Annotated in this window: 10 protein-coding genes; 7 read left to right on the forward strand and 3 right to left on the reverse strand. The window is 52.7% G+C overall.

Annotated features, from left to right (window positions below; genetic code table 11):
• The first annotated feature begins 222 nt into the window (after positions 1-222).
• The 5 genes from IPZ49_RS06445 to IPZ49_RS06465 are packed head-to-tail and all read left to right on the forward strand — an operon-like array spanning position 223 to position 7,228.
• Positions 223-2,736 (forward strand): type VI secretion system tip protein VgrG, encoded by a 2,514-nt coding sequence (locus tag IPZ49_RS06445; RefSeq protein ID WP_063932736.1) that lies wholly within the window; start codon positions 223-225, stop codon positions 2,734-2,736.
• Positions 2,733-4,847 carry a DUF3274 domain-containing protein gene (locus tag IPZ49_RS06450; RefSeq protein ID WP_058688592.1) on the forward strand — a complete coding sequence of 705 codons (2,115 nt, stop codon included), beginning with the start codon at positions 2,733-2,735 and terminating at the stop codon, positions 4,845-4,847. The genes IPZ49_RS06445 and IPZ49_RS06450 overlap by 4 nt, the downstream gene beginning before the upstream one ends.
• Positions 4,848-4,856: 9 nt before the next feature.
• Positions 4,857-5,564, forward strand: a complete 708-nt coding sequence (locus IPZ49_RS06455) for a hypothetical protein (protein WP_058688593.1) — start codon at positions 4,857-4,859, stop codon at positions 5,562-5,564.
• 12 nt (positions 5,565-5,576) lie between these two features.
• On the forward strand, positions 5,577-5,834 hold the full coding sequence (locus IPZ49_RS06460; RefSeq protein ID WP_022648473.1) for a PAAR domain-containing protein: 258 nt from the start codon (positions 5,577-5,579) through the stop codon (positions 5,832-5,834).
• A complete protein-coding gene (locus IPZ49_RS06465; protein ID WP_227754063.1) occupies positions 5,834-7,228 on the forward strand; it encodes a hypothetical protein in 1,395 nt (464 codons plus the stop codon). The genes IPZ49_RS06460 and IPZ49_RS06465 overlap by 1 nt, the downstream gene beginning before the upstream one ends.
• A 61-nt stretch (positions 7,229-7,289) precedes the next feature.
• Here the strand turns inward: IPZ49_RS06465 and purT are convergent, their stop codons facing one another.
• Complete coding sequence (purT, locus tag IPZ49_RS06470) at positions 7,290-8,468, reverse strand: formate-dependent phosphoribosylglycinamide formyltransferase (RefSeq protein WP_045897905.1); 1,179 nt, start codon at positions 8,466-8,468, stop codon at positions 7,290-7,292.
• Between the two features lie 171 nt (positions 8,469-8,639).
• Here purT and IPZ49_RS06475 point away from each other — a divergent pair, with 171 nt between their 5' ends.
• Both IPZ49_RS06475 and ptrB read left to right on the forward strand, forming a co-directional pair.
• Entirely contained in the window at positions 8,640-9,290 is a 651-nt protein-coding gene (locus IPZ49_RS06475) for a tellurite resistance TerB family protein (protein WP_015570286.1), read from the forward strand.
• A gap of 75 nt (positions 9,291-9,365) precedes the next feature.
• Positions 9,366-11,441 carry an oligopeptidase B gene (gene ptrB / locus IPZ49_RS06480; RefSeq protein WP_017693247.1) on the forward strand — a complete coding sequence of 692 codons (2,076 nt, stop codon included), beginning with the start codon at positions 9,366-9,368 and terminating at the stop codon, positions 11,439-11,441.
• On the opposite strand, the gene exoX is transcribed toward ptrB, so the two are convergent.
• Positions 11,423-12,085 (reverse strand): exodeoxyribonuclease X, encoded by a 663-nt coding sequence (gene exoX, locus IPZ49_RS06485; RefSeq protein WP_063932737.1) that lies wholly within the window; start codon positions 12,083-12,085, stop codon positions 11,423-11,425. The genes ptrB and exoX overlap by 19 nt on opposite strands.
• A 24-nt stretch (positions 12,086-12,109) precedes the next feature.
• A partial coding sequence (locus IPZ49_RS06490; RefSeq protein WP_150326013.1) for a carbon-nitrogen hydrolase family protein occupies positions 12,110-12,589 on the reverse strand: 480 nt, incomplete at its 5' end.

Here is a 12,589-nt window from a genome sequence, read left to right on the forward strand (position 1 = left end):
TTCTTATCACTCATCGTAAGTAAATTACCTGTGCCTTCTATATATGATGAATTATTCAGTTTTGGATTTATTCGTATCGAAATTACTCGCTGCATTTTTATTTATTTTATGAATGATATTATTTTAACGAATTAATTTATCGTGAAGTTGGATGTTTTAATGGCAGGGCTATAGGTGTATTGTTTTTAATAAACATATTGTTTGTTAAGGGAATATCTAACTATGACAGGGAAATCCGAGGTGGCTCTACGGCAGGATACGTTAAATCGGTACTTATTGTATTTCCCGCGTAGCAATAATGTTATTTCTGATGTTCATTCTTTTACAGGAAAAGAGATATTAAGCGAGCCTTATCGCTATACCATTCGCTTTACCAGTCCGGATCAAAACATTGCCATTAATGCCGTTATTAATCAGCGGGTTGAGTTTATTCTGCGTGCACCCAATTTGGAAGCTTCATGGCATGGGCAAACCTCCTGGCTGCCGGTGCGCCAGATTAATGGCACGATCACCCAATTTTCCCGGCTGATCTCTTCTGGTGATGAAGCCCTTTATGAATGCGTGCTGGAGCATGAGCTGGCGCTGCTGGATCAAAACTACCGTTCTGCGGTGTACATGAACATGACAGTCCCGGAGCTCGTTACAAAGCTGATGAAGGACAGTGGTCACTTTGACGGCTACAACATTGATTTTGACCAACTGAGCCACAGTTATCCACGACGGGAAATGATCGTTCAGTGGAAAGAAACCGATTTGCGGTTCATCCGTCGGCTGCTGGCAGAGATAGGGATCTGGTTCCGATTTGAGAATCACAATAAAGTAAAAACAGAAACTGTCGTTATTTTTGGGGATTCTGCGCGTCGTTACAACTTCAGCGACAAACAGATGCCTTATGTCCGACATTCAGGCATGACCTGTTATAACGAATACATTACCGATCTGGAGGAGCAGCACGGCCTGATCCCAAAAAATGTGTTGGTTCGCACCTATAACTACCGTGACCCGCAATCGCCGCAGACGGATAACACCGTTAAAACGAGCGATATTCCCGAAGGTGTAACGACAGGCCAACACTATCACTATGCCGATCACTATCTGGCTGCGGGTGATTTTTACGGTGAAGAGGCGGAAACCGCCGCATTTTACGCCCGGCTGCGTTATGAACGCCTGTTGAACGGACAGAGTGTTCTGGGGGCGACAACCAGCGATCCCGAGCTTCAGCCGGGCATTATGTTTTATCCCTCAGGGCCTATACCGGACGGGTTTAAGTCCGGGTTAGTGATAACTGTGATGACTATCCGCGGCAGCCGTGCTGAACACTATCGCGCCGTACTTTCTGGGATCCCCTATATCCAAGGCTATAGCTTCCGTCCTGAATACTTATCCCGGCCGGTGATAGCTGGAACGGTGCCTGCCAGAGTGAAGGCTATTGGGGGAGATAAAACCTATGCCGGACTTGATGCGGTTGGGCGCTACAGGGTTAAGTTCGATTTTGACCTTGATGAAAAACGGGTCGGATTTGAAAGCGCCCTGGTACGCCTCGGCAGACCGTACGCCGGTGACACTTTTGGTATTCACTTTCCGTTGCTGGAGGGGACTGAAGTTGCCGTTGGTTTTGAAGGCGGCGACCCGGACAGACCTTTTATCGCCCATGTCATGCATGACGGCAGCCACCCGGATTTAGTCACAAACCGTAACGATACCCGAAACGTGATCCGCACAGCCGCGTTGAACAAGATCCGTCTTGAAGATCGTCGCGGGCAGGAACACATCAAAATCTCTACCGAGTACGGCAAAGGGCAAGTGAGTATGGGCCACCTGGTTGATGCTGAAGGCAAAAAGCGCGGGGAAGGTGTGGAGGTTCGCACCGACGACTGGATGGCGCTGCGTGCTGCCAAAGGCGTGATGATCACCACGGAAGCACAGCCCCGCGCGGGAGGTAAGCAACTGGATATGACAGCGGCTATTGCACAACTTGAAAAGGCGTTGTCGCTGGCGATGACCCTACAGCAAAGTGCGCTTACGGCAGGCGCGAGTAATGTGGAAACCGATCGGCAAAATGCGCTTAGCCAGACGCTGAGTCATCTCGCGGAGCCCGGTATTGTGGCATATGGAAAAAATGGAATTGCGCAGGTTACGCCGGACAGCCTGCAACTGTCCGCCGGGAAAGACCTGATTGCCACAGCAGGCGGGAATGCCAGCGTGAATGTGGTGAAAAAATTCTCGCTTGCCGTAGGGGAAAAACTGTCGCTGTTTGCCCGCAAACTCGGCATCCAGATGATTGCCGGTGCGGGGGATATTACGACGCAGGCGCAGCGGGGCGAAATGCACATGCTGTCGCAGCAGGATTTCACGCTGACGAGTACCACCGGGAAAATGAACGGCAGTGCCAGAAAGGGAATGCAGTTTGTCTGCGGGGGCGGCGGGATCCGTATCAGCCCGACCGGACTGGTCACCATTTTTTCGCCGACGGGAATTGAGCTCAAAGCGCCGAGCCTGAAATACGACGGTCCGGAAAGTGTGTCGGTACCGACGCCATCCTTTGAGAAAGGCGCCTTTAAACTTCGCTACAAACTGCACGCTGGCGATGATCCGGAGCAAATTCTGGCAAACAAAAAATTCAGGCTGACCAGTGCATCCGGACAGGTGGTGGAAGGCGTGACGGACAGCTGCGGTCGTTCACCCCTGCTCGATGCTGACGACCTCGACAGCTATAAAATGGAGATAATGGAATGACGGAGGCGAAGGCAAAACCCTACGCTCCACGGGTGGTATCAGAAGGCGATATTCCGGTACACAAAACCCTGGGCGAAGTCGCCCAGACGCGCAACGTCGGGATACCGCGCCCGATGCCCTGCATTGTGATCCTCGTCCATGGCGTGAACGACGTGGGGGAAGCCTACCAGAATCAGGAGAAAGGAATACTAGTCGGGCTGGGTAAGCGACTTAACCGGCAGGATTTTTACGCCCACGAATGGAAAGACTACAGAATTATCACTCCCGGGCGTTCTCCCATCATCCCTTTTTACTGGGGATATAAACCGGTTACGCATGATGATTACCGGGCGGACCAGAAGCGCTACCGGGAGGAAATCGGGAAGCTGAGTGACAAAGCGCATCTTCCCTATGATGCGTACCAGGAAGATAACGAGACGAATAAAAAGTCGCTGGGTAATGACAGAAAAGGGCCGTTTCAGTACCAGAACGATAACTTTAAAAATGCACTTGATATGAGTTTTGCCAAGGGGGGCGGGACCTTTGCCAACGCGACGACGACGATTCCGGATATGCTGGGGCCCGGCGCCGGTGGCTTCGGCGTTGCCGCTGCGGGATTTGCCTCGCTGCACTTCAATGATGGCGATTTTACCCATCCCATTTATGAAAACCCGCACCGCATTTACCAGTTTTTTGCCGCTCAACGGCTGGCGGATTTGATTATTCAGATTCGTCAGCCGTTAGTAACGCAAAACGATGTTATCAATATCGTCGCTCACAGTCAGGGCACGATTATTACTATGCTGGCAAATATGCTGGTGAAACAGGCCGGATACGATCCGGTGAATTGTGTGATTCTTAATCACTCACCATATTCTCTTGAGTCGCGCGAGGCTGAAAATATTCAGCCGGGTTATCAACAGACCGACGATGCCAGACAGCAGACATTTAAAAATTTCTGTCGCCTGATGCATACGCAATGGAAAGGTGGCGGGAAAATGGCCGAGAGCGAATTGCTGGCTCTTGAGGCCTCCTGTACCCTGCGTAAACCTTCCGATAATCCGCTGCGAACGGATGACAGATATTGCCGAAGCAACGACGGTAAAGTGTATAACTACTTTTGCCCGAACGATGGCGTCGTGTCGCTGGAGAATGTGCAGGGGTTTGGCTGGCGGGGCATTCCTCAGAATATTGCCAGTGATATACCTAATCTGTTTCAGCGCGTGTTTTACCAGCATGGTGAAGTAGGAAACATCCCTGACGCTAACCCCTTTAAGTTACCGCCGCGAAATGAGGGGGATGCAAAATATGCCTTTCTCACGAACGCCAGTTACAGCGCTCGCGATGTGGTAATAAACGGTGAGGAGTTACCGGAACCTTTTATTTTCAAACTCCAGGGGGAGGATAATCACCCGGATAACGATCCTAAAACCAGTGATAAACCGTATACCTATTATGTCGATCCGGACAGCCCGGACGCCTACATTTCCTATTCCGCCAAAGCCAGCGCCATTAAGCGCACGGTAACGACAACCTTTGCTGTGAACCGCTATCAAAATATTGGCTGGCAGCCTGGTCACGTTTTATCTGCTTCAGAGCTTAAAGAAGAGAGTTTTGAACGCAAGCATGAGGTTATTTATGGTGAGGTGTCAGGTTCGCGTGATTTTCAGTTAGTCACCCTTACCTGGAAGAAAACACCGGAAGAACTGCAAGCGGAATGGCAGAAAATTGACCCGGTAGGTTACAGCCAGCACTCCTCTATTGTGATGAGCGAATTTGCACCATCGCACGCTATGGCGTTTGATTTGGCTATTGGGCAGTGCAAATCATTCGATTATCAGGCGGGGAAATTTTGGGAAGGGTTGTTACATCGTGCGGACTGGCGCGATCCACAGAACGGTTATCCTGCCGCTAAAGAATATTACCGTACAGGAATGCTAGATGAACAGCGTACGAAATGGTTTATGAATAGGCCTGATGAGGTGCTTCCAAAAGGGGAGTACGGTGTGGAAAACCACTTTAATAATGCCTCGCCAGCCATGCCGTCACGCGAACTGTCCATCAGAAATCAGGATGTAGCAAATTTGCAATGGGATATGCCAAAGCCCATGAGTGATAGTCAATTGGCTTAAGGATAGAGCATGAAGATATTTTTTATCGGCCTGACGACCTTTGCTGTTTTGCTTGTGACCGGATGCCTGGCGAAAGAACCGCCGACGCAGGTAGTTTATCGATTCGATGATCATCGTTATCTCGAACTGAAAGGGTGGGATTGTGAAGGCGAACTCTGGTACACGGATACTAAACGAGGCATTCACACCGAACCCGTTAGTCAGTTTTATCGACTCTTTACCCGTAAATTTATTCATCCATCAGAGCGATATATTGCACTGACGGGATGGGGAGTGAGTGGATTCATAGTATCTAAGGACTATGGGAAAACGTGGCGCTCTGTAGCGTTTTCACCAAATCATAATGAACCCAATGGTGATGACTACGCGCCGTATGAGGATATTATTTCTTTCACCGTCGTCAACGATCAGGGCTTTTTACTAACCAAACACCGACTGTATATGTCATCAAAGCCATTTGAAGACCCGCGCATTCTGCCCGGTGGGCCGGGGATTGCCTATACCGTGGATGACGGAATGGGAAATAAAGTAAGCGGGAAGCTGGACCCCCGTTCCCCTGGCTGGGCGTGGGGAATGGTCTACATGACTAAGCAGGGGCTCGAGGGCAGCACGCAGCAACTTAAGGCTAACTGGCAAGATTTACCCGACAGCGTACCCGACGTGAAAGGCTATACCGGCTGGAAGCACATGCAATGCAACATGGATGCGGGAAAATAGGGAGATAAAGCGATGAAAGGCGTCATTAGGTTAAACGATCCGCTGATAAGCGGAGGAAAAGTCACTAAGGCCTCTGGGGCAGACTTTATGGGACAGCCCGTGGCCTTAAAAGATGATCTTGTGCAGTGTCCGCTCCATAAAGGGACGTTCCCAATCACTGAATGTCACCCAACCTGGACCATGCATGGCCGTGGGGTTGTGGTAGATGGCTGTCGCGCGGCGTGTGGATGCGAAATCAAAAGTACCTTACCTGTGGCGGGAGCTTCGTAATGCGCGCGTGGTGGTTATACAAAAAACAGCCAGACCCGGATTCCACTGTGCCAGTCGTCATGATTGTTTTCCTCTATGTGATAGCCGTCGCAATGGGCCTCGCGATCCGGGCTCTCACCTGGCCTGAACAGGAACACGTTACGGCTCTGTTTTTTGTGCCTTCAGTTATTCTGCCCATCTGTGTTGTGTCGTTGTTAGTTTTTACAAGTTTCATATTTCATGACGCCAACATTCATTATGCTGAAACCCGAAAATTCATAGCAAAAGAGGAGGAGATTAATTTAAAGGCGTATGCGCGAAAAAATATGGCTATCGCAGCATGGTCTGCAATCACCCCCCTGGAGCAACCCGCGCTGAATATGTTGAAGCTGGAAGGCGAATTTCCGCTGGCACCGAAAACGCCGGTTAACATTCAACTGGAAGATCGCTTCGACCAGACCAGGAATGAACAGATGTTTTACCGCTTACTGGATCCGATGGCAGAAAAATTGAAGGGCTATAACTACCGTATTTTTGAAACCGTTGTCTGGGTTCGCGGAGGGAGTGGATCCTGCATTGATGAACTGAGACGCACTCTGGAGCGGTTGGGTATTGAAACGGCCAGCACGTGTAAAATTGAGTACAGCACAGAATGTCCTGACTACGCGATCGTTAGCCAATGGATGAACTTATCTGATTACAGAGTTGAAAACCGGTTGATTGTTATCGTTGATTTACATGAAGAAAGCGGCGAATCAAAGAGCATGGAAAATGCATGTGCATTCCTGCTGACCAGTCATTATGTCCGGGAGGAGGGCGAAAAACCGGTATATTTATATCAGCCTATGTCTGACGTGACCGATGTAGAGGACAAAATGGCGGTCTTCCTTGAGACGGGTTCGGTACTTACGCCGAAAAATCTCTGGTATACCGGGCTGTCCCGTATTGAAAAATATCCATTAATGCAGGCACTGGACAAAAAAGCGCTCACGGTGGAACGGCTGGATATCGATGCCTCTCTGGGCGCAAAGAGTGCCGGGTATCGGTGGCTGGCTCTGGCATTTGCGGCGGATGCGGTAAAATATGCCCAGGGAGAGCAACTGGCAGCTTATTCAGACAAAAACAAATTTTGTATTACTTCGCTTTCCTCCATGAAGACAGCTATCCCAAAAAAACTTACCTGGTGTAACTGGAGTAATCCCCTTTATCCTGCGGGGATGGCGGCTTTATTCTGCGTGTTATCCCTCATTGCCTGTCGTATCAGTTTCCTGGCGCAAAACGATCCGCCAGCGATCTGGGAACTGATTGCGAGCATCATCATTCCCTTCGTTATTTTTATTGGCCTCGGTATTTTTGTTTTCATCTCGAAAACGAATGAAGCCTACGAGGACATGGAATACGAATGGAAGCGATAGAAACGGAACAACGTTAATCATGTAATGTGGCTGGTCGCTTAGTTGACCAGCTTTTAGTTATTTACCCTGTCACTTTTACCGCAGTGGCCGCTATTTTCGCTCTCGCGACGGCTTCGTCCACGTTTTCTCCGGTTGCTAATGCCACGCCCAGACGACGGCTTCCGTCGATCTCCGGTTTGCCGAACAGCCGGACCTGCAAGCCTGCGCCAACCGCACCTTCGACGTTATCAAAGGTGACATTCTGGCTGGTCAGCTGCGGCAGGATCACCGCCGAGGCTGCCGGGCCGTACTGACGGATGCCGCCAACCGGCAGGCCGAGGAAAGCGCGTACGTGCAGCGCGAACTCGGAGAGATCCTGTGAAATCAGCGTAACCATCCCGGTATCGTGCGGACGAGGGGAGACTTCGCTGAAGATCACCTCGTCGCCGCAAACAAACAACTCCACGCCGAACAGGCCGTAGCCGCCCAGCGCCAGCACCGTCTTGCGGGCGATCTCCTGTGCGCGTGCCAGCGCCAGCGCGCTCATCTGCTGCGGCTGCCAGGATTCGCGATAATCGCCGTCTTCCTGGCGATGACCAATCGGGTCGCAGAAATAAACGCCATCCACGGCGCTGACGGTGAGCAGGGTAATTTCAAAATCAAACTTCACCACGCCTTCCACGATGACGCGCCCGGCCCCGGCACGGCCACCCTGCTGGGCATAGTCCCAGGCGTTGTCCAGCGTGCTGCTGTCGCGGATAAAGCTCTGCCCTTTGCCGGAGGAGCTCATTACCGGCTTAATGATGCACGGGTAGCCAATCTCCTCTACGGCCTGGAGAAACGCAGCTTTATCTCCGGCAAAACGGTAGCTGGAGGTCGGGAGCTGTAATTCTTCTGCCGCCAGGCGACGAATGCCTTCCCGGTTCATGGTCAGTTTTGCCGCAGTGGCGCAGGGCACCACGCGCTGGCCTTCCTGTTCAAGGGCAACCAGCATCTCAGTGGCAATGGCCTCAATTTCAGGTACTACGAAATCCGGTTTTTCGTCGGCAATTAACCCCCGCAGCGCATTACCGTCAAGCATATCGATGACGTGCGAGCGATGCGCGACGTGCATGGCGGGCGCATTCGCGTAACGGTCCACCGCAATCACTTCCACACCCAAACGCTGGCATTCAATGGCCACTTCTTTACCCAGTTCACCCGATCCCAACAGCATGACGCGCGTCGCGGCGGGACGCAGCGCGGTTCCTAAACGAGTCATAAAAATCCCCCTGAAAAAGATGCGGGCAGTATAAACGAAAACGTTTGCGTCTGTCTTGTATGGGGATAACCGGACAGGGGGGAAATTTGCGCTTCTTTAGCACTGACAGACATTTCCTGACACCCGCTCGCTTAGGCTGTGAAGGTTACGCACTGTTACGTGAGGAAAAATATGTCAGGCTGGATGAATCAACTGCAATCCCTGTTGGGACAAAAAGGCTCGTCGTCGGGCGAGCAGGGTCTGAGCAAGCTGCTGGTGCCGGGTGCGCTCGGCGGGCTGGCCGGTTTGCTGGTTGCCAATAAATCATCGCGGAAACTGCTTACCAAATACGGTACCGGCGCGCTGCTGGCGGGCGGAGGGGCTATTGCAGGCTCCGTCTTATGGAACAAATACAAAGACAAGGTGCGCAGCGCGCATCAGGACGAACCGCAGTACGGGAAGCAGGTATCGCCGTTAGATTTACGCACCGAGCGGTTGATCCTCGCCCTGGTCTTTGCGGCCAAGAGCGACGGGCATATTGATGCCAGTGAACGTGCCGCAATTGAACAGCAGATGCGGGAAGCGGGCGTTGAGGAGCAGGGCAGGGCGCTGGTGGCGCAGGCCATCGAACAGCCGCTTGACCCGCAGCGTCTGGCGCAAAGCGTGAAAAACGAAGAAGAGGCGCTGGAACTCTATTTTCTGAGCTGTGCCGCCATCGATATCGATCACTTTATGGAGCGCAGCTACCTGAACGCCCTGGGCGATGCGCTGAAGATCCCACAGGACGTTCGTGAGGGAATTGAGCAGGATATTCAGCAGCAGAAGCAGACCCTCGTGGGCTAGAAGGCCATGTTTCGCTTGCATCATACGCGTGTTTTGCCAACCTTATAGGATGTAAAACGAAAAAGTAAGAATGCCATGCCTCCAAAAGCCCGACGTACTCCTTATGCGATCACCACGCATGGCGATACGCGTATCGATAACTACTACTGGCTGCGGGACGATTCTCGTTCCCGGCCAGAGGTGCTGGACTATCTGCACGAGGAAAACGACTATGGCCGCCAGGTCATGGCCAGCCAGCAGGCGCTTCAGGATCAACTTCTGAAGGAAATGGTGCAGCGTATCCCCCAGCGTGATGTCTCTGCCCCGTGGTGCAAAAACGGTTATCGCTATCGCCATATTTATGAGCCGGGAAACGAATATCCCATCTACCAGCGCCAGTCTGTGCTGAGCGCCGAGTGGGATGAATGGGAGATCCTGCTGGATGCAAACAAACGTGCTGCCCACAGTGAGTTTTATACGCTGGGCGGCATGTCCATTTCCCCCGATAACGCCATTATGGCGCTGGCTGAGGATTACCTCTCCCGCCGCCAGTACGGTTTGCGTTTCCGCAATCTTGAAACGGGAAACTGGTATCCCGAAATGCTGGATAATGTCTCCCCCGATTTCGTCTGGGGTAACGATTCAGAAACGGTCTACTACGTTAAAAAGCATGTCTCAACGCTGCTGCCTTATCAGGTCTGGCGTCATACGGTGGGGACCGATTCCGCCGACGATGAACTGGTGTATGAGGAAAAAGATGAGACGTTCTATGTCAGCCTGCACAAAACGTCGTCTCGCCACTACGTGATCATTTTCCTCTCCAGCGCCACCACCTCAGAAGTGCTGCTGCTGGATGCAGAGCTGCCGGATGCGCAGCCTCTGTGCTTCCTGCCGCGCCGTAAAGATCATGAGTACAGCCTGGATCACTTCCAGCACAGCTTTTACCTGCGTTCGAACCGCGAGGGCAAAAACTTTGGCCTTTATAAAACCAAAGTGCGCGATGAACGCAAATGGGAAGTGTTAATTCCCGCGCGCGATCAGGTGATGCTGGAGGGGTTCACCCTGTTTACCGACTGGCTGGTGGTGGAAGAGCGTCAGCGCGGACTGACCAGTATCCGCCAAATCAACCGCAAAACCCGCGAAGTGGTGGGCATTGCGTTCGATGACCCGGCTTACGTAACGTGGATCGGCTTTAACCCGGAACCGGAATCGTCCCGCCTGCGGTACGGCTATTCGTCGATGACCACCCCGGATACGTTGTTTGAACTGGATATGGACACCGGGCAGCGTCAGGTGATTAAACAGGCTGAGGTCCGGGGTTTTGAGTCGGAAAATTATCGCAGTGAGCACCTGTGGGTGACCGCACGCGACGGCGTTGAAGTCCCAGTGTCGCTCGTCTATCACAAGGCGCACTTCAACAAAGGTAAAAACCCCATCCTCGTCTATGGCTATGGCTCCTATGGCTCCAGCATGGACGCCGATTTCAGCAGCAGCAGGCTGAGCCTGCTCGACCGCGGTTTTGTTTATGCGATTGCCCATATTCGCGGCGGCGGCGAGCTGGGTCAGCACTGGTATGAAGACGGAAAATTTCTCAAAAAGAAAAATACCTTTAATGACTACCTTGATGTTTGCGATGCGCTGATCGCGCAGGGTTATGGCGATCCGCAGCTCTGCTTTGGCATGGGAGGCAGCGCCGGGGGCATGCTAATGGGCGCCGTGATCAACCAGCGGCCTGAACTGTTTAAAGGGGTTATCGCCCAGGTGCCGTTTGTGGACGTGGTGACGACCATGCTGGATGAGTCCATTCCACTGACCACCGGGGAGTTTGAGGAGTGGGGGAACCCGCAGGATGAAACCTATTATCGCTACATGAAAGAGTACAGCCCGTACGATAACGTCGAGGCGAAAGCCTATCCGCATATGCTGGTGACCACCGGCCTGCACGATTCTCAGGTACAGTACTGGGAGCCCGCGAAATGGGTGGCGAAGTTGCGTGAGCTGAAAACTGACGATAATTTGCTGCTGCTGTGTACCGATATGGACTCGGGGCACGGAGGGAAATCAGGGCGATTTAAATCCTATGAAGGGGTGGCGCTGGAGTACGCCTTTTTGATTGGCCTGGCGCAGGATACGCTGCCAGGCCGGGCGGGGACTCAGGCTTCGCCTAAATAATGCTTCAGCGTCAGGCGCAGTTCCGGGCTCATTCTGTCGAGGTTGTTGTACAGCCAGCGCAGATAGCCCGGATCTTTGTCCGCCACTTCCGATACTGGCTTCCCGCGATATTTTCCGAACGTAAAGGTGGTCAGCAGCGCGGGGCGCCCGGTAATGGTCGCCATATCGTCTGGCGTCCAGCCGGAAGTATTCATGATATCAGTCAGGAGCGCTGCGGTGATGTAGCAGTCGTAAAGAGCGCGGTGATGATGCAGCCCTTCCGGCGTCCGCACGCTGAGTTTACGCGACTTATACAGCGCCATATTGCTGTATTTGATCCCCGGCCACAGACGGCGCGCCAGCTTCATAGTGCAAATCCATTCGCCGGGCATCTCCGGCAGCACGCGGCGGTCAAAGCTGGCGTTATGGGCCACATACCACTGGCTACCGTGGTAAAGAGGGATGATCTCTTCAATCCACGGCTTATCCGCCACCATCGATTCCGTAATGCGATGTATCGCCATCGCCTGCGCACTGATGGGACGATCCGGGCGCACCAGATGGCTCATGGGGTTGACTATCTTTCCGTCAATCACGTCGACAGAAGCGACTTCCACAATTCCACCCTGCAAATCACAGGTTTCGGTATCGATAACGCGCAGCATTGATCGCTCCTGATCCAAAAATGCCTAGCCTAATGGAATGATATCGCCTTGCCAACCCTGTTGGCCTAAAGAACCGGTTAGCAGCAGTTCTCCCTTATCGGCACGTACGATCAGCTGACCTTTTTCATCCCATAACGCGCTACCGCCGCGCGCGTTCGCCATTAATACCGCGATGGCGTACTTGTGCGCGAAGCGTTGTAACGAACCGATGGATTGCCGCCAGCGATGCTCGCCCACGGCCAGGCTGCTGGTGAACAGCGTTGCCTCCGGGTCCAGTTCCGGGGCGTCAGCCTGGTTATCCACGATGGTTAACCGTTTATCGCCAGGAATAACACCCGCACCGTTGCCCTGCGGATAACGCCGAATGGTCGACAGGTTAGGGGTGAAAAGCGCGAGTCCTTTCTGGGGCTGGCCGTGTTGCTGGAGCGTAATACCGGCAATCACCGTGATGAAACGTGACTGGGCGGCGTGAAGGAGGGGGGCAAGCTGCAAATCGTCAGGGGG

Origin of the sequence: Enterobacter cloacae complex sp. S2 (genome assembly GCF_015159675.1) — a bacterium.
Lineage (GTDB): Bacteria > Pseudomonadota > Gammaproteobacteria > Enterobacterales > Enterobacteriaceae > Enterobacter > Enterobacter intestinihominis.

Excerpts from the sequence above, each read along its gene's own strand:
- IPZ49_RS06460 (WP_022648473.1), top strand. The coding sequence starts at position 5,577 with ATGAAAGGCGTCATTAGGTTAAACGATCCGCTGATAAGCGGAGGAAAA.
- IPZ49_RS06465 (WP_227754063.1), top strand. The coding sequence starts at position 5,834 with ATGCGCGCGTGGTGGTTATACAAAAAACAGCCAGACCCGGATTCCACT.
- exoX (WP_063932737.1), bottom strand. The coding sequence starts at position 12,085 with ATGCTGCGCGTTATCGATACCGAAACCTGTGATTTGCAGGGTGGAATT.
- IPZ49_RS06455 (WP_058688593.1), top strand. The coding sequence starts at position 4,857 with ATGAAGATATTTTTTATCGGCCTGACGACCTTTGCTGTTTTGCTTGTG.
- purT (WP_045897905.1), bottom strand. The coding sequence starts at position 8,468 with ATGACTCGTTTAGGAACCGCGCTGCGTCCCGCCGCGACGCGCGTCATG.
- IPZ49_RS06475 (WP_015570286.1), top strand. The coding sequence starts at position 8,640 with ATGTCAGGCTGGATGAATCAACTGCAATCCCTGTTGGGACAAAAAGGC.
- IPZ49_RS06445 (WP_063932736.1), top strand. The coding sequence starts at position 223 with ATGACAGGGAAATCCGAGGTGGCTCTACGGCAGGATACGTTAAATCGG.
- ptrB (WP_017693247.1), top strand. The coding sequence starts at position 9,366 with ATGCCTCCAAAAGCCCGACGTACTCCTTATGCGATCACCACGCATGGC.
- IPZ49_RS06450 (WP_058688592.1), top strand. The coding sequence starts at position 2,733 with ATGACGGAGGCGAAGGCAAAACCCTACGCTCCACGGGTGGTATCAGAA.